This is a genomic window from Variovorax paradoxus B4, from assembly GCF_000463015.1.
Classification (GTDB): Bacteria; Pseudomonadota; Gammaproteobacteria; order Burkholderiales; family Burkholderiaceae_C; genus Variovorax; species Variovorax paradoxus_E.
In genome coordinates, this window is sequence record NC_022234.1 from 807,621 (window position 1) to 831,312 (window position 23,692).

Below are 23,692 nucleotides of genomic sequence, written 5' to 3' on the forward strand. Positions count from 1 at the left end.
CGCGATCAGGACTTGATCGGCGCCAGCGAGCCCATGCCCTTGGGCGTCTTGATGGTTGCACAGGTGCCGGCCGGAACGTTCTTCCAGGCGTTGCCCTGGTAGTCGACCTTGGAGGTGCCTGCGCAGGTGGTGCCGGGGCCGGCGGCACAGTCGTTCTTGCCGGCCATCGAAACGCCGTAGCACTTTTCCATACCGGCCATCTTGTCGGCCATCGGTTTGTCTTGCGCCATGGCGGAGCCGGCGGCAAGGGCACCCAGTGCAAGAGCGGTGATCGCGAAAGAACGGTTGATCATGGATGAACTCCAAAAAAATTTGATTGAGGGTTGCAACCGCGCCCCAATGCGCAGTCACTTGCTAGTTCGCGGTTCGCGCGACCGGGGTTACAGGGCCCTGCACGATCGGCGAAATTCTTTGCCGAGCCGCACGAGGATGGAGAACACCATCAACTGCAACTACAGCATCGAATCCGCTCGCGCCACGCGCACGATGCGCGCCTTGGCGCCGTCCGTGAGCAGATAAAGACTGCCGTCGGGTCCTTGCCTCAGGTCGCGGATGCGCTCTCCCAGTTCGGCGAACAGGGCTTCGCGCCGAACCACGCGCGGTGCGTTGTCTTCGCCCGCCAGCTCGAAGCGCCATACGGCCCTGCCGGCCAATGTTCCAACGAAGACGTTGCCCTTCCACGCGGGAAATTGATCGCCGGTGTAGAGGATGAGATTGCTCGGCGCGATCTGCGGCGTCTTCCAGAAGGCCAGCGGCGCTTCCATTCCTCGCCTCGATGTTCCCTCGCCAATCTTGGCGCAGGTGTCGTACTCGCAGCCGAAGGTCACCATCGGCCAGCCATGGTTCAGGCCCTTGCGCACAACGTTGATCTCGTCGCCGCCTTGGGGCCCGTGCTCGGCAATCCAGAGCTGCCCCGTCCGGGGATGAACGAATGCACCCTGGGGATTGCGATGCCCGAGACTCCAGATCTCGGGACGCGCACCATGGCGCGCGGCGAAGGGGTTGTCGTCAGGCACGGTGCCGTCGGTGCGTATGCGCACGGTCTTGCCCTGGTAATAGGCGAGCGCCTGGGCGCGCATCCGGTCCTGCGGCGCATGGCGGTCGCCGATCGTGATGAAGAGGTAGCCGTCGGCGGAGACAGCGAGTCGCCCGCCGAGGTTCTGCCCGTTCACCGCGCCCGGTGTCTGGCGAAACAGCACCTTGAATTCATCGATGCGCGATCTGTCGTCGCTCAGGCGAGCGCGTGCCACCGTCAGGCTGTTGCGGTCGATGTGCAGTCCGCGGCCGGCTTTCGTGTAGCTGAGATACACGAGGCGGTTCGAGGCGAACGCCGGATCGATGGTGACGTCCAGCAGCCCCCCGTGATCGCGGTGGTCCACGCGCGGAATTCCCTGGATGGACGAGATGTCGCGCCCATCGGCGCTGATCATGCGCAGCCTCCCCCGGCGCTCGGTCACCAGCAGGCTGCCATCGGGCATGAATTCCATGCCCCAGGGCGACTCCAGCCCGTCGGCGAAGGTGCTCGCCTGCGGCGCATCCGGCGCGGAGTTCGCGGGCATGGCCGAAGCACCGAGATGCCAGAGCCAGATCGTCGCGAGAAGCGCGGCGCCAGGGCCATGTCGTCGCCAGAACAGCGCAGCAGGCCTTGAACGACGAATGGCAGTTGGCGCTGTGTTCATGTCGGTTGATGCCGTGGGGCCGCGGCGACATTGCCGTTCGAAAATCTTATCGGCGAGCGGGCAGCCCCGACAGTCCATCCTTTCTATTACCCCCGCTATCGACGGCCTCGGAACATTCTGTTGCTGGCGATACACTGATGGCCTATGAGCGGCTATCGCCTCCCCCGACGTTGCATGACCGCGTTCCTCGTGGTCCTGTCGCTGCTGTTCTCGCAGCTCGCGCTGGCAAGCTACGTCTGCCCCGGGGCGGTGGATGCGGTATCGACGGCCGAAATGGCGATGGCGCCGGGTGAGCCCTGCGAAGGCATGGATACCGCCCAGCCGGTGCTGTGCCACCAGCATGCCGCCGACATGTCGCTGTCGTTCGAACCCGTCAAGCTCGCGACGCCGTCACTGCCTGCCATCGTGCAGGTGCTGCGCGTGCCGCTGGTGATGGTTGCGCAAGGCCACGCGCTTCCGCAGCAGGCCAGGCCCGAGCGGCAGCATCCGCCGCCCGATCCCGTTTTTCTCGAGACCCTCAGACTTCGCGTCTGACATCTCCGTCGACTGACCGGTGCTGGTGCGGCGCGTCCGCTTGCCAGCGATTGCCTCGTTCCTCCGCGGAGTTGCCATGCTCATTTCTTTTTCCCGCGCAACCGCCTTGGCTGTTGTGCTGCTGCCGTGTCTTGCGACGGCCGCTCCCCTGTCCCTCGAAGCCGCGTTCCAGCTGGCCGCCCGGCGCTCCGAAACCGCGCGCGCCGCCCGCGCAGGCCTGCTGAGCGCCACGGAAGCGGCGCAGGCTGCGGCCCAGCTTCCCGATCCCGTGCTGCGCGTCGGCATCGACAACCTGCCCGCGACGGGGCCGGACCGCTTCCACACCGCGCGCGAATCGATGACGATGAAGCGCATCGGCATCAGCCAGGAATGGCTGTCCGCCGACAAGCGCGCGGCACGCCAGGCCGCCGCCGATGCATCGGTCGGACGCGAAAGGGTGCAGGCGCAGGTCGCCGCGGCCGAGACCCGCCTGCAGACCGCGCTCGCGTACCTGGACGCCTTCTATGCCGGCGAAACCTTGAAGCTCGCCGCGCTCGCGGAACACCACGCCCATGAGGAACTGGAGGCCTCGCGCGCGCGCCTGTCGTCGGCCGCCGGCAGCAGCCAGGAGGTGCTGGCGATGGCGGGTGCAAGAGGCGTCGCGCAGGACGACGCGGCGGACATCCGGCAGCAGCAGAACGCCGCGCGCGTGGCGCTCGAACGCTGGGTGGGTGTGCAAGCCGACGAGCTGATGCCCGTCGGCGAACTTCCCGTGCCCGCTGAAGAAGCCTATGTGGCCGGGCACGCCACCGTGGCCGCGCTGCAGCGCGACGTGGACGTGGCCAGGCAGGCGGCGGCGGTCGCCGCCTCCAACCGCAAGCCCAACTGGACCTGGGAGCTTGCCTATGGCCAGCGCACCGGCTATTCCGACATGGTGTCGATGGGCGTGAGCATTCCGCTGCCCGTGGCGCCTGGCGAACGGCAGGACCGCGACACTGCCGCCAGGCTGGCACTGGTCGAAAAGGCCGAAGCCGATCTGGCCGAGGCCACCCGCGCCGCCGGCGCCGAATACCGTGCGCTCGCCAGCGATGCCGAGCGCCTGCAACAGCGCATCGAGCGCTATCGCGCCGGTGTCGTCGTTCCGGCCGGCCAGAGGACGGCCGCGACGACGGCGGCCTACCGCTCCAACCAGGCGAGCCTCTCCGCCCTGTTCGAGGCACGGCACGCCGAGGTCGTGCTGCAGCGCAAGCTGCTGGCGCTGCAGCGCGATCTTGCACGGACCCGAATCCAACTGGCCTTGCGGCCGCTCACTGCCGAGGTGGCGCAATGAACCGAAAACTCACCGTGGGCGTGTCGCTGCTGGCCGCCCTGCTGCTGGCCGCCAGCGCCTTCTACCTGGGGCGCAAGACGGGCCAGGCCGCGGATGCATCGATGGCCGTGGCCGCCACGCCCGATGGCCGCAAGGTTCTCTACTGGCATGACCCCATGGTGCCCGGCCCGCGCTTCGACAAGCCCGGCAAGTCGCCGTTCATGGACATGCAGCTGGTGCCCGTGTACGCCGACAGCGCCGCCGGCACCGCCAGCGATGCGGGCGTGAAGATCAGCCCCGCCGCGCAGCAGAACCTCGGCATCCGGTATGCGAGCGTGCGGCGCACCGAAACATCTTCCTCGTTCGAAGCCATCGGGTCCGTGCAGTTCGATGAACGGCTCAATGCCGCGGTGCAGACCCGCGTGGCCGGCTACGTCGAGCGCCTGTCGGTTCGCGCACCGATGGAGCGCGTGCGCAAGGGCCAGGCCCTGGCCACCGTCTTCGCGCCCGACTGGCTCGGGCCGCAGAACGAGTGGCTCGCGCTCAGGCGCGCGGGTGTTTCGTCCGATCTCGTTGCGGCGGCCCGCGACCGCATGCGGGCCCTGTCGATTCCCGCCGAACTCATCCGGCGCAGCGAGGAAAGCGGCACGGCGCAGGCGCGCTACGTGCTCACGGCGCCGGTCGATGGCGTGGTGGCCGAGCTGGGCGTGCGCGAAGGCGTCGCGGTCACGCCCGGCATGACGCTGTTCCGCATCGCGGGCCTGCAGAAGGTCTGGGCGGTGGCCGAGGTTCCGGAGGCACAGGCGGTTCGCCTCGTGCGCGGGCAGAAGGCCAAGGCCGTTCTCCAGGCCGATGCATCGCAGTCGTTCGACGGTGCGCTCGACGAGATCCTGCCCGAGATCAACGCCGCCACCCGCACCTTGAAAGCCCGCTTCGAGGTCGACAACAGAAGCGGAAAACTCACGCCCGGCATGCTGCTGCGGCTGCAGGTGGCAGGGCCTGCCAGCAGCCGGCTGGTCGTGCCATCGGAGGCCGTGATCCGCACCGGCCGTCGCGCCGTCGTCATCGTGCGCAAGGCCGACGGCGCCTTCGAGCCGCGCGACGTATCGCCGGGCGCGGAGGTGGGCGACGACACCGAGATCGTCTCGGGCCTGGCCGAGGGCGAGCAAGTGGTGGCCAGCGGCCAGTTCCTGATCGACTCGGAAGCCCGGCTGCGCTCCGTGCTCGGCAACATGGCGGCACCCGCGGCCGCACCGGGCGCGGGCGCTTCGGCGCCGGCAGCGTCACCCACACCGGCCCCGGTGCCGCACCAGGCCGAAGGCCAGGTCGAGAGCGTGGCGCCCGACGGCATCACCATTTCGCACGGGCCGGTTGCGACGCTCCAGTGGCCCGCCATGACGATGGGCTTTGCCAAGGCCGCGCCCAGCGCGTTCCCCGAAATCAAGCCGGGTGACCAGGTTCGCTTCGAGTTCAGGGAAGGCGGCCCGATGGGCTACGAGCTGGTCTCCATCCAACGGCTGCCATCGGGCGCCAAGCCATGATCGCCGCCCTGATCCGCTGGTCGGTCGGCAACCGCTTCCTGGTGCTGATCGCGACCCTGTTCCTGGTGGCCGCGGGATGGTGGTCGGTGGTGCGCACGCCGCTCGATGCCTTGCCCGATCTCTCGGACACGCAGGTAATCATCCGCACGCCCTACCCCGGAAAGGCGCCCCAGGTGGTCGAGGACCTGGTCACCTACCCGCTGACCACCACCATGCTCAGCGTGCCCGGCGCCAAGACCGTGCGCGGGTACTCCTTCTTCGGCGACTCGTTCGTCTATGTGCTGTTCGACGACAAGACCGATCCGTATTGGGCGCGCTCGCGCGTGGTGGAGTACCTCAACCAGGTGCAGGCCAGGCTTCCCGCGGGCGCGAGTGCCTCGCTCGGCCCCGACGCGACGGGCGTGGGCTGGATCTACGAGTACGCGCTGGTCGACCGCACGGGCACGCGCGACATCGGGCAGCTGCGCGCGCTCAACGACTGGTTCCTCAAGTTCGAGCTGAAGACCGTGCCCGACGTGGCCGAGGTGGCCAGCATCGGCGGCATGGTGCGGCAGTACCAGGTGGTGCTCGACCCCGACCGCATGCGCGCGCTGGGCATCACGCAGGCGGCGGTGGTGGAGGCCCTGCAGAAGGCCAACCAGGCCTCCGGCGGCTCGGTGGTGGAATTTGCCGAGGCGGAGTACATGGTGCGCTCGCGCGGCTTCCTGCGCTCGCTGGACGATTTCCGGACCATCCCGCTGTCGGTGACGGGCGCAACGCCGGTGCTGCTGCGCGACGTGGCCACCGTGCAGATCGGCCCCGAGATGCGCCGCGGCATCGCGGAGCTGGATGGCGAAGGCGAAGTGGCCGGCGGCGTGGTCGTCATGCGCTCGGGCAAGAACGCCCGCTCGACCATCGAGGCCGTCAAGGCCAAGCTCGAAGCGCTCAAGCCGGGCCTGCCGCCGGGCGTGGAGATCGTGCCTACCTACGACCGGTCGCTGCTGATCGACCGCGCGGTGGAGAACCTTCGCTCCAAGCTCATCGAGGAGTTCGTCGTCGTGGCACTGGTCTGTGCGGTGTTCCTGTTCCACCTGCGCTCGGCGCTGGTTGCGGTGGTGGCGCTGCCCATCGGCGTGCTGGCGGCGTTCGTGGTCATGCACTGGCAGGGGGTCAACGCCAACATCATGTCGCTGGGCGGCATCGCGATTGCCATCGGCGCGATGGTGGACGGGGCGATCGTCATGGTGGAGAACGTGCACAAGCACATCGAGGCCTTCGAGGCCGCGCAGGGACGGCAGCCCTCGATGCCCGAGCGGTGGCAGCTGGTGGCCGATGCATCCGTGGAGGTGGGGCCGGCGCTGTTCTTCTCGCTGCTGGTGATCACGCTGTCCTTCGTGCCGGTGTTCTCGCTCGAGGCGCAGGAGGGGCGGCTGTTCTCGCCGCTGGCCTTCACCAAGACCTACGCCATGGCGGCCGCGGCGGGCCTGTCGGTGACGCTGATCCCGGTGCTCATGGGCTACCTGATCCGCGGGCGCATTCCGCATGAAGCTTCCAACCCGGTGAACCGCTTGCTCATGGCGGCGTACCGGCCCGCGCTGGAGCTGGTGCTGCGCTTCCCCAAGGGAACGCTGGCCATGGCCGCCGTGCTGCTGGCCCTCACCGCGGTGCCGATGATGCGGCTTGGCGGCGAGTTCATGCCGCCGCTGGACGAAGGCGACCTGCTCTACATGCCGTCCGCGCTGCCCGGGCTTTCGGTGTCGAAGGCGTCCCAGCTGCTGCAGCAGACCGACCGGCTGATCAAGACCGTGCCCGAAGTCGAGCGCGTGTTCGGCAAGGCGGGCCGTGCGGACACGGCCACCGATCCGGCGCCGCTCGAGATGTTCGAGACCACCATCCAGTTCAAGCCCAGGGCGCAATGGCGCGCGGGCATGACGGCCGACAGGCTCGTCGAGGAACTGGACCGCGCCGTCAAGGTGCCGGGCCTCACCAACGTCTGGGTGCCGCCGATCCGCAACCGCATCGACATGCTGGCCACGGGCATCAAGAGTCCCGTCGGCATCAAGGTGGCGGGTGCGGACCTGGCCACCATCGACGCGCTGGCCTCGCAGATCGAGGCGGCGGTCAAAGGTGTTCCCGGGGTGTCGTCGGCGCTGGCCGAGCGGCTCACCGGCGGGCGCTACATCGATGTCGACGTCGACCGGCTCGCGTCGGCACGCCATGGGCTCTCGGTGGCGGACGTGCAGGCCGTGGTGTCCACGGCCATCGGCGGCGACAACGTGGGCGAAGTCGTTCAGGGGCGCGAGCGCTATCCGATCAACGTGCGCTATCCGCGCGAAGTCCGCGACTCGCTCGAGCGCCTTCGGCAGTTGCCTTTCGTCACGGCCAAGGGGGCGCAACTGCTGCTGGGCGATGTCGCAAGAATCCGCATCGAAGACGGTCCGCCGATGCTGCGCAGCGAGAACGCGCGGCTGTCGGGCTGGGTGTACGTGGACGTTCGCGGCCGCGACCTGCGCTCGGCCGTCACCGACATGCAGGCGGCCGTCGGCCGCGCCGTCAAGATGCCCGCGGGCTACGCGGTGTCGTGGTCCGGCCAGTTCGAATACCTGGCGCGTGCGACCGAGCGGCTGAAGCTGGTCGTCCCGGCGACGCTGGCGGTCATCTTCGTGCTGCTCTACCTGCTGTTCAGGTCGTTCGGCGATGCGGCGCTGGTGATGGCGGCCGTGCCGTTCTCTCTTGTCGGCGGCTTCTGGCTCGTCTGGGCCATGGGCCACTCGATCTCCGTCGCCACGGCGGTGGGCTTCATTGCGCTGGCCGGCGTGGCGGCCGAGTTCGGCGTGGTGATGCTGGTTTACCTGAAGAACGCGCTGGCGCGGCACCTCGAAGCCGGAGAGCCGATGAACGACCAGACCCTGCGCGCCGCGATCCGCGAGGGCGCCGTGCTGCGCGTGCGGCCCAAGGCCATGACGGTGGCCGTCGTGATGGCCGGCCTGCTGCCCATCCTCCTTGGCAGCGGCACGGGCTCGGAGGTGATGACGCGCATCGCGGCGCCCATGGTGGGCGGCATGGTCACCGCGCCGCTCTTGAGCATGCTGGTGGTCCCTGCTGCCTGGTATCTGCTGCGCCGGCGGAGCATCAACAAACAAATACACTAACGGCCAACGAAGCATCGAATACCCTCGTGACACGTCTTTCTTGCTTTCCAAGGTAACTGCTCGCCGTTAGCGTATTTTCAATGTCGTCCCTCCCCCTCTTCCCCGAACCCTCCGGCGAATCGCATCAGGCGGCCTTTGCCAGCTGGTTGGCTGCGCAGCAGGAAAACGGGGCCTTGCGGCAGCCCTCTTCCATCGCGGTCTATCGGGACATGTGGGGCAGTTTCACGGCCTGGTGTCTTGGCCAGTCGCCCGCGGTGACGCTGGCGTCGCTGAACAAGGGCGACCTGTCGGCGTTTCAGCAGGCGCGCTTCGGCATGAAAAGCGACGACCTGTCGCTGTCGCCGCGTTATGCGCTGCGCCTGCTCCGGCTGATCGACCGGGTGCTGCGCCACCATGCGCAGACGCACGACACCCCCGTCAACATCGCCGCGTCGGAATGGATCGCGACCCAGCCGGACGTTCGGTACGCGGATTCGGCGCGGGCCGATCCGCTGCCGGAATTCCTCTCGGTCTCCGAGGCCAGGCACCTCATTGCCTTTCTCTCGAGCGCCCGGCCACGGCCCGGCGCGGCGGGTGATCGGCATGCCCAGGCAGCGCTCAGTTGGCAGGCGCTGCGCAACCGCACGGCCGTCGCCCTGCAGCTGGGCGCGGGACTCACCCCGGGCGACGTGCGCGTGCTGCGGCTCGATGCGCCGACATCGCAAATGGCCGGCCGGCGCGAACGGCCCTGGAAAGTCGCGGTGCCGGGCAACGGCAACTCGCCGGCGCGCGAGGCGCCGGTCGCCCCCTGGGCCGGCGAGCTGCTGCAGCACTGGCTGAACATACGCGCCGAGGCGCTGATCGCGGGCGAGTTCCTGTTTCCGGCCACGCGCACGGGCAAGCCCTGGAGCAAGGAGGCGCAGTACGTTGCCGCCAAGCAGGTGCTGGAAGATGCAGGCATCGAGGCCGCCGGCGGCGGCTCCTTCCTGCTGCGCCACACGTTCGCGCTGCGCCAGCTGCGCAGGGGCGCCAAGATCGATCAGGTGGCGCGCTGGCTCGGCGTGGAGCCCGAGGCGATGGGCAAGTACCAGCGCGTGCTTGCCGCTCCGGCCGAGGTCATCTGAAGATCAGTTTTCGGGCCGCCGCCACAGCCAGATCGCGACGGCCGCCATGAGGAGCGGCGCGCCGATCTTCACGGCAGCCGGTGCGGCGGTGGCCAGCAACACGGCCGAACTCAACGCCATCATCCCCGTTGCGGCCCACTTCGCGCGGCGGGGCACCGCTCCGCTTCGGCGCCACTGGCGAACGTACGCGCCATAGCGGGGGTGTTCGAGAAGCCGACGCTCGAGCGCCGGCCAGCCGCGTCCGGCGGCCCAGGCGGCCGCGAGCAGGAACGGCACCGTCGGCAGCACAGGAAGAAAGGCGCCGAGCAGGCCGAGGGCGACGAACACCAGAGCCAGCGCACGCCAGAGCAATCTCGCGACGGGGCCAGCGGGCCTCATGAAGAATGGAGCCCTTCGGGGCGATCTGCCGGGATTTGCGAAGCAGGCATCGGTGCATCGTAAGCCAACCTTGGGTGGGAGAGATCGGCGGCCCCGGCTTGCATCCGCGCCGCATGCATTCGCCATGCGGCCACGGTTCTCCGACAAAATCGGGGGCATGAAGGAGATCGACAACCTGTTCGGAAAAGAGCCGGGTGCCACGGGAAACTGGCCCAGCACCGTGGCGGATGCCATGGCAAGGCGGGATGTGCAGGTCGACGAAGCCGTCACCACGCTTCGCCGCACAGCCGCCGCCACCGCGGCCAGCGTCGCCGCATTGATGCACGTGGTGAATCCGGACGCCTCGCACAGCCTGGCGCGCCAGGCCGCCTCGAAAATGTCGGATCACACCGGATTCGTCACCGTCGCCGAGCAGTTGCACGACATTGCGTCCCAGTTGCGCGAACTCGAGTCCTCGGTGCGGAGCCTGCTGGCGCGCACGCGCAAGGACGCGGCCCCGGACGACTGAAGAAGCCCGTGCCGAAGAAGCTCTTTGCGCCGCATCGCCGGCCTCAGCGCACCGTGTTCCTCGACGCGGGCGGACGTGAATCGGATTTTTCGCCATCCCGATCCCAGTAGCCGCCGCTCATCAGGCTCGTGCGCACCATGGCGCGGGCGCGATGCAGTCGGCTCTTCACGGCTTCCACGCTCACTCCAAGGCTTGCCGCAACCTCGGGGGTGGTCAGTTCCTCGACATCGCGCAGGATCAGCGCGACGCGACAGGCCTCCGGCAATGCGGCAATGGCCTTCGCGAGGTCGAGGCGCAGGTCCGTTGTGGTGCGCTGCATATCCTAGCTGCAGGCATTGCCCTGCATGCAGAACGACCTGCACAGAAAAAGCAGTGCTCACGGATGGGCGTCCGGCGAACAGATGGATCGTCTCTCACATGCTCTAGGGAAAAATTCAAACCCCTTCTATCGAAGATGGATGACGCTCTGCAGTTGCCGACGCAGCACGCTGCGCAGCATGGACAAGTTCTTCGCATCCTTCGCCAATGCCACGGCGCGCGCTGCCGGCAGTCCGCTCACCTTCCTGCTGTGCGTCGCGCTGGTCATCGCCTGGGCGGTGTCGGGCCCCTTCTTCCATTTTTCGGAAAACTGGCAACTGACCGTCAACACCGGCACCACCATCGTCACCTTCCTGATGGTGTTCCTGATCCAGAACACGCAAAACCGCGATGGCGCGGCGCTTCAGACCAAGCTCGATGAACTGATCCGCTCATCGAACGCCGGCGACGAGTTCATGGGCATCGAGAAGCTCACGGACAAGGAGCTGGCCGAGCTGCACGAGAAGTGCGAGGCGGCAGCCAGGAAGAGCCATGAGGCGCTCGACAGAACACGCAACGAGCGCGCGCGGCGCGGCCACAAGAACAGAACCCGGGAAGCTGCCCAAATGGAAATGGAAGGCAAGACTTGAAGTCGGGCCATGCAATCAGGTGTCGAGTTCCGGCGGACGCCGAGGCCCGCCGGAACCGGACCCGCGTCAGGAGCCGATGACCTGCAGGTCGCCGCTCGCGCCCAGCAGCTGGCGCACCTGCTGCGCCAGCGAACCGAATATCCGTCCCGCCAGGCTGGGCTCGTCCCGGCCGAAGACGATGCGGTCGCAGCCGAAGTCGCGGGCTGCCGAGACGATGCTCTCGGCACTGCGCCCGATCACCACGGTGCTGGTACAGGACACGCCAGCCATGGCGAGCAGGTTCCGCGCGGGCTCCAGGTCCTCGGCACCGGCACTCTGCTGCAGCTCGCGCAGCTCGTGCGCATCGAAGAACATCGCGACGTGGCCGGAGACCGCGGGCTGCACCCGCAGCAGCCGAACCGCCGCCGGCTCCTGGCTGCAGATGTGCACGACCTGATCGACGGCCGAACGCGTGCGGGCCGGCTCGGTGGGGTCGATGGGTACCAGGATGCGTCTCATGCGGGCCCCCTCAGGCGGCGGGCTGGTTGGCGGGTTCCGGTTGCTGGCGGCTGGTCAGCCACTTGCCGATCACGACCACGGACACGGCGCCGAGCGCGGGAACCACGGTGTGCAGCGCATGCTGGCTGGCAGCCCAGCCGGCGATGGACGGGTCCGACATTGCCATTTCGCCGGCCACCCAGCCGAGCAGAGCGGCCCCGAGCGTGATGATGATCGGGAAGCGGTCCATCAGCTTCAGGATCAGGGTGCTGCCGAAGATGATCAGCGGAATGCTGATCACGAGGCCGAACACCAGCAGCGGAACGTTGCCCTTGGCTGCGGCTGCGACCCCGACGACGTTGTCCAGGCTCATGACCAGGTCGGCGACCACGATGGTCTTGATGGCCGCGGCCAGGCTCGAATGACCTTCCATGTCCTCCTCGCCGTCGTCGCCCTTGAGCAGGCCGATGCCGATCCAGAACAGCAGCGCGGCGCCCACCAGCTTGAGGTACGGCAGCGTCAGCAGATAGACGGCAAAGAAGGTCAGCACCACGCGCAGCACGATGGCGCCCATGCTGCCGAACAGGATCGCCTTTTTCTGCTGCGCGGGCGGCAGCGAGCGAGAGGCCATCGCGATGACGACGGCGTTGTCGCCGCTCAGGACGATGTTGATCAGGATGATCTGCGACAGGGCAATCCAGAAATCCGGACTGGTCAAAAACGACATGGTGTCTCCTCGAAGTGGACGCGGAACCACTGCGGTTCCGACGTGTTCGAGGCTACGGGGCTGCGCTGTCACCTTTCTGCCGGTAGGCTGTCAGCCGCTTGTCTGCCAGCTGTCAGCCAGCTTACAGCCGGCTGATGCGGCGCTGACTTGCAAGCCGGCCGGCCGGCCGGCTCAGGCCGCCCGCAGCGGGAAGAAGACGCTGAAGGTGTTGCCCACCCCATCGATGTCTTCCTCCAGCGTGATGCGCGCGCCGTGCAGCGTGGCGATCTCGCTGACGATGGCCAGGCCCAGGCCGCTGCCATCTTCCTGCGTGCCGAGAAGGCGATGGAAGCGTTCGAAGATGCGCGCGCGCTCCTCCACCGGGACGCTGGGGCCGTCGTCGCTGATGGCCAGGCGGCACTGGTCGTGGTCGCTGCGGCCCACCTGCACGGTCACACGGCCGCCTGGCTGGCTGTAGCGCACGGCGTTGTCGATCAGGTTGTTGATCAGCTCGCGCAGCCGGTCGCGGTCGGCGTTGATCACCAGCGGATGCTCGGCGCCTTCGAAGCCCAGGTCGATGTCGCGCTTGATCGCCTGCGGCACCCAGTCCATGCTGACCTCCAGCGCGTAGGCATTCAGGTCGAGCGGCTGCAGCTGCATGGCGTCGAGCGCGCCGGGCTCGTTGCGGGCGAGCGAAAGCAGCTGGCGCACCAGCCTCGAGAGCCGGTCGGCGCTGATGTAGAGCTGCGCGAGCGAATGGCGCACCCGCTCCGCGTCGTTCTCCCGCAGCGCCAGTTCGATCTGCGCCTTCAGGCCGCTCACGGGCGTCTTCAGCTGGTGCGCGGCGTCGGCCACGAAGCGGTTCTGGAAATCGAAGGTGCGCCCGAGCCGCGCCATCAGCTCGTTGACTTCGTCCACCAGAGGCCGCACCTCTCCCGGCACGTCGTGGGTGTCGATCGGGCTCAGGTCCAGGTGCGAGCGGTCCGACACCGCGCGCCGCAGCCGCTGCAGCGGCTCGAGCCCGCGCGAGATGCCGAACCAGACCACCGCCGTGGCCATCACGATCAGCAGCAGCTGCGGCACCACCACGTTGGCCACCATTTCCCACGCCAGGCGCGTGCGCTTGTGCAGGGTTTCGGCGACCTGCACCAGCACCATCGGGGCCTCCGGGTTGCCGCCGATGGGCATCCAGGCCACCAGCATCCGCACCGGCTCGCCGCGCATGGCGTCGCGGTAGAAGCGCGGCTTGGCAGGGTCGCCCCCGCGCGGCGGCGGCATTTCCGCATCGCCTCCCAACGCCTTGCCGTCTTCGCTGGCGACGCGGTAGAAGAGCAGGTCTTCCTGATCGAGCAGCAGGATGTTGCCCGCGGCCTCGGACAGGTCGAGCCGCGGCTGCATGCCATCGAGCTTCACGTGCAGCACGATCTCGCGCCCGATCTCGTACAGCGCGCGGTCGTAGGCGAGGTTGGAGAAACGCAGCGAGTTCCAGTAGGCGGCACCGGTGTCCAGCACCAGCAGCACGGCGAGCGGACCGAGCAGCCAGGCCAGCAGCTTGCGCTGCAGCCTGGGCTCAGGTTTCCGCATCGCTGCGGTCCATCAGATAGCCCATGCCGCGCACGGTGCGGATCTCGCATCCGAGCGGTTCGAGCTTCTTGCGCAGCCGGTAGACGTTGACCTCGATCGCGTTCTCGCCGACCTCGTCGCCCCACCCGTAGAGATGGTTGACCATCTGCTCCTTGCCCACGACGCGCCCTTCGCGCATCATCAGCAGCTCCAGCACGGCGAGCTCGCGCGGCGACAGGTCGAGCGGTTTCTTTTCGTAGAACACGCGGCGGCCCACGGTGTCGAAGCGCAGCAGGCCATGCTCGAGGTAGGGCGTGGAGTTGGTACTGCGGCGCAGCAGCGCCCGAACGCGCGCTTCCAGCTCCGGCAGGTCGAAGGGCTTGGCCAGGTAGTCGTCGGCGCCCAGATCGAGCCCGCGAACGCGGTCCTGCAGGGTGTCGAAGGCCGTCAGCATCAGCACCGGCATCGTGGACTTGCGCGCGCGCAGCCGCCGCAGCACGTCCAGCCCGCTCAGCTTGGGCAGGCCGATGTCCAGGATCGCCAGGTCGTAGATGCCGAGCGCGAGCGCATGGTCGGCCTCTTCGCCGGTAGAGACGATGTCCACGGCGTGGGCGGACTGCACCAGCGCGCGCGAGAGCGCGTCCGCCAGCACCTTGTCGTCCTCTACAAGCAATATCCGCATTGATTGGCCCTACCGGTGTGCAGCCGAATATGCTAACCGCAATGTCCTGGCGGGGTGGATAGCGATTCGGTACTGTCGAGCTGCAGACGCCGGCAAGAGCTGCATGGGCTGGCCGACGGACGAGGATCGAATCGCGCCGCAGCGCGTCGTGCGGGGGCGAGTGCGGGCACAATGGACGCCTATTCCCCACGCGGCGAACACAGGCCACACGCAGCGGCCCGGCGCCGCGCAACGGACTTTCACCAGCCGGCCCCACCCGGGTCCCGGCGACGCACGATGGCTATGGATTCGACGACTGACAACAAACTTGGAAAGCGCCACACGCCGCTCACCACGCTTGTCCTGACCGCCCTGCGCGAGCGCATCATGAGCGGCGCGCTGGCGCCCGGGGAGCGGCTGGTCGAAGGGCGTCTTTCCGAGGAACTGGGCGTCTCGCGCATGCCCGTGCGCGAAGCACTGCGCGCCCTGGCCGCCGAAGGCATCGTGGCCATCGAGCCGCGGCGCGGCGCAACCGTCACCACCTTCACCCGCGAGCAGATCCACGAAATGGTCGAAGTGCGCGCCACGCTCGAGGCACTGAACGCCAAGCTGGCCGCGCGGCGCCACGATCCGGCGCAGATCGCCAAGCTCGAGCGCATCCTGGCCGAAGGCTCGCAGCTCACCAGCGACGACGACCTGACCCGCATCTCGGCGCTCAACCTGGACTTCCACGAGGCGCTGGGCAACGTGGCCGCCAATTCGGTGCTGCAGGACATCATGCGTTCGCTGCGCGAGCGCACGGCCCTCTTCTTCACGGTAAACAACCGCGAGCGCATGCGGCAGAACTGGGAAGAGCATGCCGCAATCCTGCGCGCGGTGGTGGCGGGCGACGCCGAACTCGCTGCCCTGCTGGCCGCGCGCCACGTCTACAGCGCGGCCGAGCTGCCGCAGTCGATGCAGCAGCCACAACAGCAGCAGCCCACGCCCGCCTGAGCGGGCCCGCGGCCGCGATTCAGCCGCCGCGTTCGCCGAGCCGGCGCCAGGCCAGCCCGGCCAGTGCCACGTCTTCCAGGCCGACCCCGACCGACTTGTAGACCGTGATCTCGCCCCGGTCGCGCCGACCCGGCACGCGACCGGCCACGAGCTGCGCCAGTTCGACGATCCTTGCATCGGGCAGCACGCCCGCGCCGGCCTGCACCAGCTCGCCCGCTTCGCGCAGCGATTGCGCACGCCACTCGACCGCCACCACCGACGCGCGCGACAGCGCCGCGTCGTCCAGTTCGCGCGCGTGCGGCAGGCTGGAGCCGATCGCGGCGACGAAGCAGCCTGCCGGCAGCAGCTCGCCGGGGAAGAGCGGCGTGGTGGCGCGCGATGCGGTGACGACGATGTCGGCGCCGTCCAGCGCTTCGGCGGCGGCGCCGCACAGCCGCACCGGCACGCCGCACTGCGCGGACAGGCGCTGCGCCAGCGCGGGCGAAGGCTCCGGCGTGCAGATGCGGATGCTCTCCAGCGCAAAGGCCGCGGCCAGCTGGATGGCATGGGCCTGCCCCTGCGTGCCGGCGCCGAACAGCGCCAGGTGCCGCGCATCGGCCCGCGCGAGGTGGCGCGCCGCGATCACCGAGCATGCGGCCGTGCGCAGCCGCGTGATGGCGCCGGCATCGAAGGAGGCCAGCGGGCGGCCGTCCTCGGTGGAGAACAGCAGGATGACGAAGGAGAACTGCCCCTTGATCGTGGTGTAGACCTTGGCGCCCGCCACGCCCTGCCCCGGAATGACCGCGCCGAGCGTGGACAGCTTGACGCCGCCGGCTTCGGTGCGGATGCGTTCCTGCATCGCCGCGGCGCCCTCGCCGAAGCGAAGGAAGGCGTCGCGCAGCACCTGCTGCGCATCGGCCGGCGTGACGAGCGCGTCGACCATCGAATCGGAAATGTGTTGCACGAGGAGCTCTCCGGAAGATCAGGCGCCGAAGGCTTCGCGCAGCAGCAGCGCGATGGCGCCGAAGGCCGACAGGCCCAGCAGCATGCCGCGCACCGCGCGGCGCGAGACGCGGCGGTTGAGCGGGCCCGACAGCGCGAAGCCGGCCACCATCAGCGGCAGCAGCCAGGCGCTCAGCCACAGCTCGTGCCGGCCGAAGCGCCCGACGCTGGCCAGCATCGCGAGCGAGAAGCTCGCGCCGACGAAGAACACGCAGCCGAGCGTGGCACGCAGCCGCGGCGGCGGCAGGTGCTGCATGACGAGGGCAAAGGGCGGCGCACCGGCCGAGGTGATGGTGCCCATCAGGCCCGACGCGACGCCCGCGCCGACCATGTTGCCGCGCGACGCCTCGATGCGGCGCCCGCTCAGGCTCAGCGCCACGCCCGCGAGGATGAAGAGCGCGAACATCACGCTCAGCAGTGCGGGCGGCAGCAGCATCAGGCACACCGCCGCGCCGAGCGTGCCGACCACGCGGCCGACGAGCGCCGTACCCGCGGCGCCCCAGTCGATCTGCTCGAACTCGCGCAGCGCGGACATGAGCGCGAGCGGTCCGCCGAGCGCCAGCAGTGGCCCCGGCGCGAGCTCCGGATAGAACAGCGCGGCGATGGGCGCCGAGAACATCGCAAAGCCGACCCCGCCGATGCCCTGCAGGCACGCGCCCACCAGCACCATGGCGGCCATGCCGGCGTAGTGGCCCAGGCTCATGCCCTCGGGCAGCAGCGACGCGATCATCGCGCCGCCGTGCGCGGCTGCCACGAGACGGCGATGTCGCCGTTCACGAAGGTCTGGCACGCCATGCGGTAGCCCTGCTTCATCTCTTCTTCGGAGAGGTGCTTTCTTTCCTTGGGCTTGACCGCGTCGGTGTGCTCGAGGCCGGTTTCGATCAGGCACTTGCAGGTGCCGCACAGGCCGCCACCGCACTTGAAGGGAATGCCGCCCTGCTCGCGCAGCGAAATGCGCAGCAGGTTGCCGCCTTCGGCCGCGGACACGACCTTGGCGTTGTTGCTGAGAAAGGTGATCTGGATCATGGAGGCGGTGGAGACGATGGAGGCGAAGGCCGCGGGCTGCGCAGCGGTGTTCATGTGCGCACCAGCGCCACGTCGGCGTCGCCCTCGCGCACGAGCTGGCGCAGCGCCTCGCGTGCGAGCGCCACGGTCTCGAACTTCTCGAGGAACTTGGTCGGCACGTGGTTGACGACCTCGGGCGGCGTCTCGTCGATCACCGGCACCTTGCACTCGGCCTCGAGCTCGGCGATCACGAAGCGCGCCTTGCAGCGGCCGAAGAAGAGATAGTCGAAGGACTCGAGCGGGCGCAGGCCCTCGACGGGTTCAGTGCGGAACTGGCCGGGCTTGCTGGTCAATATCACGTACATGGGAAAGCGTTCGGATTCAGGCGGCGGCAGTCTCGTCCTGCGCCAGTTCGATGTCGTGCTGCACCCAGAGCTGGCAGGCCAGCCGGTAGCCGGCATCGAGCCGCTCGCCCAGTTGCTTCTTTTCCTTCCAGTTGGGCGGCGGCAGGTGCTGCGCGCCGGCCAGCACGCGGCAGGCGCACTTGGAGCACTTGCCCATGCCGCACTCGTAGCGCAGGTGCGGATACGGAAACTGCTTGATGCCGGCGCGCACGACGAGGTTCGTGTTGTCCTTGACCTCGTCGCGGTAGACCTGGCCGCCTTTGTGGAAGGTGATGATCGGCATGCGCGCTCAGCGGGGTACGACGGGACCGGGAGGCTCAGGCGGCCTCGAGCACCGGCTGCGCGGCTTCTTCGGTTGCCACGTAGTCGTGGTACAGCGCGGTGGTGTAGAGCAGGCGCATCTGGGCGCCGATCTCGCAGATCTTCAGGCAGCGCTGCTGCAGCTCGACCGTGTTGGCGTGCTCCAGCACGATCTGGTAGCCGCGTTCGCCATGGATCTCGTCCGAGACGATGTGCAGGTCGAAGAACTCGACCTCCTCGTCGCTGAAGCCGTACTTCTCGCGCAGCGTGGGCGTCTGCTTGCGGTAGATCGAGGGCACCTGCGATTCCAGGCCGACCACCAGGCCGGCGACGGCCACGATCGGGTCTTCGCGCATGGCCACCGCGTAGCACCAGCTTTGCAGGCCGCGCGTCGTGGGCGACATGTTGTCGGGGTCGATCACGCGCTCGCGCGTGGTGCCGCAGGCCTCGGCGAAGCGGATCAGCAGGTCGGTGTGGCGATCGCCGCCGATTTCTTCCTCGTACATGTTGGCCAGCAGGAAGTCCTTGGCCTCGGTGTAGCGGTCGGGCATGCGGGCGTACAGGTAGCCGAGGTAGTCGGCGAAGGGGCCGACATAGTGATAGTGGTTCTCGGCCCAGCGGGCCAGGTGGGCGCGGCTCAGGGTGCCGCCGGCCCAGGCCAGGCTGAAGGGGGACTTGTTGGCGCTCTTGCCCTTGATGGCGTCTTCAAGGGCAGTGCGGAATTCATCGCGGTTCATGAGTGCGGACATGGCGGAGGCTCCTGGAGTGGCTGGAGGTGGCTGACGAAATGCGGCAAGAGCTTGCGGCTCTTCAGTATACTGTATACCAACATTCAGGTCGACGCAAGCGACTGACATTTTGGTTTGCCTCAGACGAGGTCTCGTTTGCGTCCAGCTTGAAAGTCTTGTTGGTATACAGTATCCTTCAATCTGAATCATCTCAAGCCGACGACCCCCATGACCCTCGCACCCGCTCCCCTTTTCCAGAACCACGTCGATGGCGCCTGGGTGTCCAGCGTGACCGGCCGCACCTTCGAGAGCACGAACCCGGCCGATGCCCGCGAGGTGGTCGGCCGCTTCCAGGCCTCGTCCGCCGAGGACGCCCGGGCGGCCGTCGCCGCCGCGGCAGCCGCGTTCGACGGCTGGAAGAAGACACCCATCTCCAGGCGGGCCGCGATGCTCAACGCCGCGGCGCTGTACCTGGAGATGCACGCGGCGACATTCGCGGAGGAACTGACGCGCGAAGAGGGCAAGCCCCTCGCGCAGGCCAAGGACGAGTTCCTGCGGTCGGCCCAGACGCTGCGCTTCTATGCGGTGGAGGGCCAGTCCTTCTCCGGCGAGACCTTCCCGCAGGACGATCCGGACATGGTGGTCTACAGCCAGCGCGAGCCGCTGGGCGTGGTCACGGTCATCAGCCCCTGGAACTTCCCGGTGTCGATCCCCGCGCGCAAGATCGCGCCGGCGCTGATCACGGGCAACACGGTGGTCTTCAAGCCTTCGTCCGACGCGCCGCTGTCGGGCCTGCGCCTGGCCGAGGCCTTCGTGCAGGCCGGCCTGCCCAAGGGGGTGCTGAACTTCATCACCGGGCGCGCGTCGGAAGTCGGCCCCGCGATCACCGAATCTCCGGCCGTGCGCGCCATCTCCTTCACCGGCTCGACCGCGGCCGGCGAGCAGATCCACCGCGCCGCCGCCATGACCACGCGCACGCAGATGGAGCTCGGCGGCAAGAACCCGCTGATCGTGATGGACGACGCCGACCTCGACAAGGCGGTCGACCTCGCCGTCAAGGGCGGCCTCTCGCTCAGCGGCCAGGCCTGCACCGGCACCAGCCGCGTGCTGGTGATGAAGGGCGCGAAGGCCGCCTTCACCGACAAGCTGGTGGCCAAGGTGCGCGCGCTCAGGATCGGCAGCGGCATGGCGCCGGGCATGGACATGGGCCCGCTCGCGACGAGGAAGCAGCTGGAGACGGTGCTGGCCTACATCGCCATCGGCAAGTCCGAAGCCACGCTGCTGTGCGGCGGCGAGCCGCTCACCGAGGGCGACCTTGCCCACGGCTTCTATGTGAGCCCGGCCATCTTCACCGACGTGACGCAGCAGATGCGCATCGCGCGCGAGGAGATCTTCGGCCCGGTGATCGCGCTCATCGAGGTCGACAGCTACGAAGACGCGATCGCCAAGGCCAACGACACCGAATACGGCCTGTCCGCCGCCATCGCGACGAGCAGCCCGGTGCATGCGCACCGCTTCGCGCACGACATCCAGTCGGGCACGGTGAAGATCAACCGCACCACCACCGGCAACCTCGTCAACGCGCCCTTCGGCGGCCTCAAGCGCTCCAGCACCTCGACCTTCCGCGAGTCGGGCCGCACCGGCCTGGAGTTCTACACGCAGATCAAGACCGTCTACCGCGGCTGCTGATCCCTCCACCCTCATCCTGCAAAGCCCCCATGAAAACCACACTCAAGCTCGAACTCGAAGAAGCCCGCCTGATGATCGACGCCGCCATCCGCAAGGCGAACGAGATCGGCGTGCTGGAAACCATCTGCATCGCCGACGACGGCGGCTTCCCGATTGCCATGGACCGCATGAACGGCGCGCGCATCACCGGGCCGCAGATCGCGTGGAACAAGGCCTTCACCGCGGCCGGCCACAAGCGCTCGACGCACCTGTTCACCACGCCGCCGAACGGGCCGGCGCTGCCGGGCAACGAGGCCTTCGGCATCCAGCTGAGCTTCGAGGGGCGCTTTGCGGCCTTCGTCGGCGGCTTTCCGATCGTGGTGGACGGCAACGTCGTGGGCGGCGTGGGCCTGTCGGGCGGCAACGGCGAGCAGGACACGAAGTGCGGCCTGGCCGCGCTGCAGGCGCTGCACGAGCTGCTCGAGGCCAAGGGCCACACCGTGACGGTCGAGGCCGACATCAAGAAGTAGCGCGGCACCTTCGACGACGGGATCGCCATGGCCTACCGCATCCAGCTGCTCGAGACAGCGCAGACCTTCATTGCGCAAGCGGGCGAATCGGTGCTCGAAGCCGCGCTGCGCCAGGACCAGCGCCTGCCGCACGAATGCCGCTTCGGCGGCTGCGGCACCTGCCGCATCAGGCTCGTCGAAGGCGCGGTGCGCTACGACGAGTTTCCGCCCGGACTCACGCCCGAAGAGGCCGCCGAAGGCTATGCGCTCGCCTGCCAGGCGCAGCCCGAGAGCGACCTGGTGATCAGCGCCGCGCGGCGCCTGCCGCCGTGCTCCGAACCGGCGCGCCACGTCGCCACGGTGAAGGCCGTGCGGCCGCTGGCCGAGGACGTGCTGCACCTCGCGCTCGAGGTGCCGTGCGAGGCCGAGCTGCTCTACCGCGCCGGCCAGTACATCAACATCCTGCTGCCCGACGGCAGCCACCGCAGCTTCTCGATGGCCTCGCGGCCGCACCCGCAGGTGCTCGACTTCCACATCCGCCGCATCCCCGAGGGCCGCTTCACCAGCGGCGACGCGGCCCGGCTGCAGCCCGGCGACCGGCTGCCGGTCGAGCTGCCGCACGGCACCTTCTGCTACCACGCGGAGGACTACCGTCCGCTGATCATGGTGGCCACCGGCACCGGCCTGGCGCCCATCAAGAGCATCCTCGAGTCGCTGATGGACGACGAGGACTGCCCGCCGGTGAGCCTCTACTGGGGCATGCGCACCGAGGCCGACCTGTACCTGCACGACGAAATCCAGGCCTGGGCCGGGCGCCTGTGCGACTTCCGCTACGTGCCGGTGCTCTCGCGCGCCGGGGCCGGCTGGAACGGACGGCGCGGCCACGTGCAGGATGCGGTGCTGGCGGACGTCGACGACCTCTCGGAACACGCCATCTACCTCTGCGGCTCGCCTGCGATGATCGGCGACGCGAAGCGCGCCTTTCTCGCACGCGGCGCGAGCATCGACCATCTGTACAGCGACAGCTTCACCTTCCAGTCGGCCATCGCGGCCTGACGGTACGCACGCACAAGGACACGATCCATGGACCTCGGCATCGCACAACGCAAGGCGCTGGTTTTCGGCGGCAGCCGCGGCATGGGGCGCGCCTGCGCGCGGCAGCTCGCGATGGAGGGCGTGCAGGTGACCATCGCCGCGCGCACCCGAGCCACGCTGCAGCAGACCGCCGCCGAGCTCCTGGCCGAGACCCGCGTGCCGGTGGCCTGGGTGGTGGCCGACATCACGACCGCGGCCGGGCGCGATGCCGCGCTCGCCGCCTGCCCTTCGCCCGACATCCTGGTCAACAACGCCGACGGCCGGCCGCCCGGCGACTTCCGCGACTGGAGCAGCGCCGACTGGCACGAGGCGCTCGACGCCATGATGCTCGGCCCGATCGAGATGATCCGCCGCACCGTCGACCCGATGATCGAGCGCGGCTTCGGCCGCATCGTGAACATCGTCTCGCGCAGCGTGAAGACGCCGCAGGCCGAACTGGGCCTGTCGAACGGGGCACGCTCCGGGCTGGTCGGCTTCGTGGCCGGGCTGGCGCGCCAGACGGTGCGGCACGGCGTGACGATCAACAACATCCTTCCGGGCGTGTTCGCGACCGATGCGCAGCGCCATCACATCGAAGGCCTGATGAAGACCGAGGGCAAGTCGTTCGAGCAGCTGTGGGACGAGCGCGGCCGCAACAACCCGGCGGGCCGCTTCGGCCGCGCCGAGGAGGTCGGCGCGCTGTGCGCCTACGTGTGCTCGGCGCATGCCGGCTACATCACGGGGCAGAGCCTGCTGATCGACGGCGGGGCCTACCCGGGGACCTTCTAGGGCCGCTTCAGGCCAGCGCCGGCGCCTTCGCCAGCCGGCTGGCAACCTCCTCCACGCCGAGCACGTCACCGAAGAACAGCATCCAGTTGTGCAGCGAATGCACGTGCTCCTCGGGCGTGACGGCCGACAGCGCGTCCTCGACCATCACGGTGGCGTAGTTCATCATCATGGCGTCGCGCGCGGTCGATTCGCAGCACACGTTGGTCACGGTGCCGCCGATCAGCACCGTCTCGATGCCGCGCGCCTTCAGCACTTCATTCAGCGTGGATGAGCCCGGCACCAGGGCGCTGTAGCAGCGCTTGATCACGCGCGGGTCCTCCGGCTGCACGTCGAGCCCGGGCGCGATCTCGAAGCCGGCATGCGCGCGGCCGAGCTCGCGCAGCCGGCGCGCGCTGCGCTCGGGCGTGAGCATGTGGGCATGGTGGTGCGACCAGAAGCTGTCGGCGCCGTCCGAGCAGGTCTGCACCCAGATGACGGTGCCGCCCGCCTCGCGCAGCGCGGCTGCCAGCTGGTTGACCTTGCCGAAGGTGGCGCGCGCCGGCGCGCACTCGCCCATGAAGCCCGGCTGCGTGTAGTAGTTCTGCAGGTCCACCACCACGAAGGCGGTGCAGCCGGCGTCGAAGCGCGGATACGGGTGCAGGCTGCCCTGCCGCGCCATCACGCGCTCGACGATCCATGCGGGAAATTCCATCGTGTTCTTTCCGTTCGATGAGAGAGAGAGCAAG

At 68.6% G+C, this 23,692-nt stretch carries 27 protein-coding genes; 12 read left to right on the forward strand and 15 right to left on the reverse strand.

Annotated elements, in window-relative coordinates; all coding sequences use genetic code 11:
- Window positions 1-5: 5 nt before the first annotated feature.
- Together VAPA_RS30900 and VAPA_RS30905 are read right to left on the reverse strand one after the other, a co-directional pair.
- Entirely contained in the window at window positions 6-293 is a 288-nt protein-coding gene (locus VAPA_RS30900; protein WP_021004168.1) for a BufA1 family periplasmic bufferin-type metallophore, read from the reverse strand.
- Window positions 294-452: 159 nt separating this feature from the next.
- The gene (locus tag VAPA_RS30905; protein WP_041946699.1) at window positions 453-1,559 is read right to left on the reverse strand and encodes a PQQ-dependent sugar dehydrogenase; all 1,107 of its coding nucleotides are present in this window, start codon (window positions 1,557-1,559) and stop codon (window positions 453-455) included.
- A gap of 294 nt (window positions 1,560-1,853) precedes the next feature.
- Between VAPA_RS30905 and VAPA_RS30910 the strand changes: the two genes are divergently transcribed.
- The 5 genes from VAPA_RS30910 (at window position 1,854) to VAPA_RS30930 (ending at window position 9,276) form a co-directional block, all read left to right on the forward strand.
- Complete coding sequence (locus VAPA_RS30910; protein WP_230559056.1) at window positions 1,854-2,213, forward strand: hypothetical protein; 360 nt, start codon at window positions 1,854-1,856, stop codon at window positions 2,211-2,213.
- 76 nt (window positions 2,214-2,289) lie between these two features.
- On the forward strand, window positions 2,290-3,522 hold the full coding sequence (locus VAPA_RS30915; RefSeq protein WP_021004171.1) for a TolC family protein: 1,233 nt from the start codon (window positions 2,290-2,292) through the stop codon (window positions 3,520-3,522).
- Window positions 3,519-5,042, forward strand: coding sequence for an efflux RND transporter periplasmic adaptor subunit (locus tag VAPA_RS30920; RefSeq protein WP_021004172.1), 1,524 nt, complete (start codon window positions 3,519-3,521; stop codon window positions 5,040-5,042). The genes VAPA_RS30915 and VAPA_RS30920 overlap by 4 nt, the downstream gene beginning before the upstream one ends.
- Window positions 5,039-8,173, forward strand: a complete 3,135-nt coding sequence (locus VAPA_RS30925) for an efflux RND transporter permease subunit (protein ID WP_021004173.1) — start codon at window positions 5,039-5,041, stop codon at window positions 8,171-8,173. The genes VAPA_RS30920 and VAPA_RS30925 overlap by 4 nt, the downstream gene beginning before the upstream one ends.
- An 80-nt stretch (window positions 8,174-8,253) precedes the next feature.
- On the forward strand, window positions 8,254-9,276 hold the full coding sequence (locus VAPA_RS30930) for a tyrosine-type recombinase/integrase (RefSeq protein WP_021004174.1): 1,023 nt from the start codon (window positions 8,254-8,256) through the stop codon (window positions 9,274-9,276).
- A 3-nt stretch (window positions 9,277-9,279) separates the two neighbouring features.
- Here VAPA_RS30930 and VAPA_RS30935 read toward each other — a convergent pair whose 3' ends face one another.
- Complete coding sequence (locus VAPA_RS30935; protein ID WP_021004175.1) at window positions 9,280-9,654, reverse strand: YbaN family protein; 375 nt, start codon at window positions 9,652-9,654, stop codon at window positions 9,280-9,282.
- Window positions 9,655-9,811: 157 nt separating this feature from the next.
- Between VAPA_RS30935 and VAPA_RS30940 the strand changes: the two genes are divergently transcribed.
- Entirely contained in the window at window positions 9,812-10,162 is a 351-nt protein-coding gene (locus VAPA_RS30940) for a hypothetical protein (protein ID WP_021004176.1), read from the forward strand.
- A 43-nt stretch (window positions 10,163-10,205) separates the two neighbouring features.
- Here the strand turns inward: VAPA_RS30940 and VAPA_RS30945 are convergent, their stop codons facing one another.
- Window positions 10,206-10,481 (reverse strand): RNA polymerase sigma factor, encoded by a 276-nt coding sequence (locus VAPA_RS30945; RefSeq protein ID WP_021004177.1) that lies wholly within the window; start codon window positions 10,479-10,481, stop codon window positions 10,206-10,208.
- A 178-nt stretch (window positions 10,482-10,659) separates the two neighbouring features.
- Here VAPA_RS30945 and VAPA_RS30950 point away from each other — a divergent pair, with 178 nt between their 5' ends.
- Complete coding sequence (locus VAPA_RS30950) at window positions 10,660-11,109, forward strand: low affinity iron permease family protein (RefSeq protein WP_021004178.1); 450 nt, start codon at window positions 10,660-10,662, stop codon at window positions 11,107-11,109.
- 66 nt (window positions 11,110-11,175) lie between these two features.
- Here VAPA_RS30950 and VAPA_RS30955 read toward each other — a convergent pair whose 3' ends face one another.
- The 4 genes from VAPA_RS30955 to VAPA_RS30970 form a co-directional block, all read right to left on the reverse strand.
- Window positions 11,176-11,607, reverse strand: coding sequence for a universal stress protein (locus VAPA_RS30955; protein WP_021004179.1), 432 nt, complete (start codon window positions 11,605-11,607; stop codon window positions 11,176-11,178).
- Window positions 11,608-11,617: 10 nt separating this feature from the next.
- Entirely contained in the window at window positions 11,618-12,313 is a 696-nt protein-coding gene (locus VAPA_RS30960) for a TerC family protein (protein WP_021004180.1), read from the reverse strand.
- A 171-nt stretch (window positions 12,314-12,484) separates the two neighbouring features.
- A complete protein-coding gene (locus tag VAPA_RS30965) occupies window positions 12,485-13,876 on the reverse strand; it encodes a sensor histidine kinase (RefSeq protein WP_021004181.1) in 1,392 nt (463 codons plus the stop codon).
- A complete protein-coding gene (locus VAPA_RS30970) occupies window positions 13,863-14,537 on the reverse strand; it encodes a response regulator (protein ID WP_021004182.1) in 675 nt (224 codons plus the stop codon). The genes VAPA_RS30965 and VAPA_RS30970 overlap by 14 nt, the downstream gene beginning before the upstream one ends.
- A gap of 282 nt (window positions 14,538-14,819) precedes the next feature.
- On the opposite strand from VAPA_RS30970, the gene VAPA_RS30975 reads away from it, so the two are divergent.
- Window positions 14,820-15,509: a GntR family transcriptional regulator gene (locus tag VAPA_RS30975; RefSeq protein WP_021004183.1), complete on the forward strand. Its 690-nt coding sequence runs from the start codon at window positions 14,820-14,822 to the stop codon at window positions 15,507-15,509.
- A gap of 19 nt (window positions 15,510-15,528) precedes the next feature.
- On the opposite strand, the gene VAPA_RS30980 is transcribed toward VAPA_RS30975, so the two are convergent.
- The 6 genes from VAPA_RS30980 to VAPA_RS31005 are packed head-to-tail and all read right to left on the reverse strand — an operon-like array spanning window position 15,529 to window position 18,948.
- On the reverse strand, window positions 15,529-16,452 hold the full coding sequence (locus tag VAPA_RS30980) for an ornithine cyclodeaminase family protein (RefSeq protein WP_021004184.1): 924 nt from the start codon (window positions 16,450-16,452) through the stop codon (window positions 15,529-15,531).
- 18 nt (window positions 16,453-16,470) lie between these two features.
- Entirely contained in the window at window positions 16,471-17,220 is a 750-nt protein-coding gene (locus VAPA_RS30985; RefSeq protein ID WP_021004185.1) for a sulfite exporter TauE/SafE family protein, read from the reverse strand.
- Complete coding sequence (locus VAPA_RS30990; RefSeq protein ID WP_021004186.1) at window positions 17,217-17,516, reverse strand: 2Fe-2S iron-sulfur cluster-binding protein; 300 nt, start codon at window positions 17,514-17,516, stop codon at window positions 17,217-17,219. Before VAPA_RS30990 ends, VAPA_RS30985 begins: the two co-directional genes overlap by 4 nt.
- Window positions 17,517-17,566: 50 nt before the next feature.
- Window positions 17,567-17,860, reverse strand: a complete 294-nt coding sequence (locus VAPA_RS30995; RefSeq protein WP_021004187.1) for a hypothetical protein — start codon at window positions 17,858-17,860, stop codon at window positions 17,567-17,569.
- A gap of 16 nt (window positions 17,861-17,876) precedes the next feature.
- A complete protein-coding gene (locus VAPA_RS31000) occupies window positions 17,877-18,182 on the reverse strand; it encodes a 2Fe-2S iron-sulfur cluster-binding protein (protein ID WP_021004188.1) in 306 nt (101 codons plus the stop codon).
- A 34-nt stretch (window positions 18,183-18,216) separates the two neighbouring features.
- On the reverse strand, window positions 18,217-18,948 hold the full coding sequence (locus VAPA_RS31005) for a TenA family transcriptional regulator (RefSeq protein WP_021004189.1): 732 nt from the start codon (window positions 18,946-18,948) through the stop codon (window positions 18,217-18,219).
- 207 nt (window positions 18,949-19,155) lie between these two features.
- Between VAPA_RS31005 and VAPA_RS31010 the strand changes: the two genes are divergently transcribed.
- Genes VAPA_RS31010 through VAPA_RS31025 form a run of 4 tightly spaced genes read left to right on the forward strand, consistent with a single transcriptional unit; the run spans window position 19,156 to window position 22,967 of the window.
- Window positions 19,156-20,616 (forward strand): aldehyde dehydrogenase family protein, encoded by a 1,461-nt coding sequence (locus VAPA_RS31010; RefSeq protein WP_021004190.1) that lies wholly within the window; start codon window positions 19,156-19,158, stop codon window positions 20,614-20,616.
- Window positions 20,617-20,645: 29 nt separating this feature from the next.
- Complete coding sequence (locus VAPA_RS31015) at window positions 20,646-21,125, forward strand: GlcG/HbpS family heme-binding protein (RefSeq protein ID WP_021004191.1); 480 nt, start codon at window positions 20,646-20,648, stop codon at window positions 21,123-21,125.
- Window positions 21,126-21,152: 27 nt separating this feature from the next.
- Complete coding sequence (locus VAPA_RS31020) at window positions 21,153-22,160, forward strand: 2Fe-2S iron-sulfur cluster-binding protein (protein ID WP_021004192.1); 1,008 nt, start codon at window positions 21,153-21,155, stop codon at window positions 22,158-22,160.
- A 27-nt stretch (window positions 22,161-22,187) separates the two neighbouring features.
- The gene (locus VAPA_RS31025; RefSeq protein WP_021004193.1) at window positions 22,188-22,967 is read left to right on the forward strand and encodes an SDR family oxidoreductase; all 780 of its coding nucleotides are present in this window, start codon (window positions 22,188-22,190) and stop codon (window positions 22,965-22,967) included.
- A gap of 7 nt (window positions 22,968-22,974) precedes the next feature.
- Here VAPA_RS31025 and VAPA_RS31030 read toward each other — a convergent pair whose 3' ends face one another.
- A complete protein-coding gene (locus tag VAPA_RS31030) occupies window positions 22,975-23,658 on the reverse strand; it encodes a cysteine hydrolase family protein (protein ID WP_021004194.1) in 684 nt (227 codons plus the stop codon).
- Between the last annotated feature and the right edge of the window lie 34 nt (window positions 23,659-23,692).

Coding starts and splice junctions, on each gene's coding strand:
- VAPA_RS30900 (WP_021004168.1), bottom strand. CDS start 293: ATGATCAACCGTTCTTTCGCGATCACCGCTCTTGCACTGGGTGCCCTT.
- VAPA_RS30905 (WP_041946699.1), bottom strand. CDS start 1,559: ATGCCCGCGAACTCCGCGCCGGATGCGCCGCAGGCGAGCACCTTCGCC.
- VAPA_RS30910 (WP_230559056.1), top strand. CDS start 1,854: ATGACCGCGTTCCTCGTGGTCCTGTCGCTGCTGTTCTCGCAGCTCGCG.
- VAPA_RS30915 (WP_021004171.1), top strand. CDS start 2,290: ATGCTCATTTCTTTTTCCCGCGCAACCGCCTTGGCTGTTGTGCTGCTG.
- VAPA_RS30920 (WP_021004172.1), top strand. CDS start 3,519: ATGAACCGAAAACTCACCGTGGGCGTGTCGCTGCTGGCCGCCCTGCTG.
- VAPA_RS30925 (WP_021004173.1), top strand. CDS start 5,039: ATGATCGCCGCCCTGATCCGCTGGTCGGTCGGCAACCGCTTCCTGGTG.
- VAPA_RS30930 (WP_021004174.1), top strand. CDS start 8,254: ATGTCGTCCCTCCCCCTCTTCCCCGAACCCTCCGGCGAATCGCATCAG.
- VAPA_RS30935 (WP_021004175.1), bottom strand. CDS start 9,654: ATGAGGCCCGCTGGCCCCGTCGCGAGATTGCTCTGGCGTGCGCTGGCT.
- VAPA_RS30940 (WP_021004176.1), top strand. CDS start 9,812: ATGAAGGAGATCGACAACCTGTTCGGAAAAGAGCCGGGTGCCACGGGA.
- VAPA_RS30945 (WP_021004177.1), bottom strand. CDS start 10,481: ATGCAGCGCACCACAACGGACCTGCGCCTCGACCTCGCGAAGGCCATT.
- VAPA_RS30950 (WP_021004178.1), top strand. CDS start 10,660: ATGGACAAGTTCTTCGCATCCTTCGCCAATGCCACGGCGCGCGCTGCC.
- VAPA_RS30955 (WP_021004179.1), bottom strand. CDS start 11,607: ATGAGACGCATCCTGGTACCCATCGACCCCACCGAGCCGGCCCGCACG.
- VAPA_RS30960 (WP_021004180.1), bottom strand. CDS start 12,313: ATGTCGTTTTTGACCAGTCCGGATTTCTGGATTGCCCTGTCGCAGATC.
- VAPA_RS30965 (WP_021004181.1), bottom strand. CDS start 13,876: ATGCGGAAACCTGAGCCCAGGCTGCAGCGCAAGCTGCTGGCCTGGCTG.
- VAPA_RS30970 (WP_021004182.1), bottom strand. CDS start 14,537: ATGCGGATATTGCTTGTAGAGGACGACAAGGTGCTGGCGGACGCGCTC.
- VAPA_RS30975 (WP_021004183.1), top strand. CDS start 14,820: ATGGATTCGACGACTGACAACAAACTTGGAAAGCGCCACACGCCGCTC.
- VAPA_RS30985 (WP_021004185.1), bottom strand. CDS start 17,220: ATGATCGCGTCGCTGCTGCCCGAGGGCATGAGCCTGGGCCACTACGCC.
- VAPA_RS30990 (WP_021004186.1), bottom strand. CDS start 17,516: ATGATCCAGATCACCTTTCTCAGCAACAACGCCAAGGTCGTGTCCGCG.
- VAPA_RS30995 (WP_021004187.1), bottom strand. CDS start 17,860: ATGTACGTGATATTGACCAGCAAGCCCGGCCAGTTCCGCACTGAACCC.
- VAPA_RS31000 (WP_021004188.1), bottom strand. CDS start 18,182: ATGCCGATCATCACCTTCCACAAAGGCGGCCAGGTCTACCGCGACGAG.
- VAPA_RS31005 (WP_021004189.1), bottom strand. CDS start 18,948: ATGTCCGCACTCATGAACCGCGATGAATTCCGCACTGCCCTTGAAGAC.
- VAPA_RS31010 (WP_021004190.1), top strand. CDS start 19,156: ATGACCCTCGCACCCGCTCCCCTTTTCCAGAACCACGTCGATGGCGCC.
- VAPA_RS31015 (WP_021004191.1), top strand. CDS start 20,646: ATGAAAACCACACTCAAGCTCGAACTCGAAGAAGCCCGCCTGATGATC.
- VAPA_RS31020 (WP_021004192.1), top strand. CDS start 21,153: ATGGCCTACCGCATCCAGCTGCTCGAGACAGCGCAGACCTTCATTGCG.
- VAPA_RS31025 (WP_021004193.1), top strand. CDS start 22,188: ATGGACCTCGGCATCGCACAACGCAAGGCGCTGGTTTTCGGCGGCAGC.
- VAPA_RS31030 (WP_021004194.1), bottom strand. CDS start 23,658: ATGGAATTTCCCGCATGGATCGTCGAGCGCGTGATGGCGCGGCAGGGC.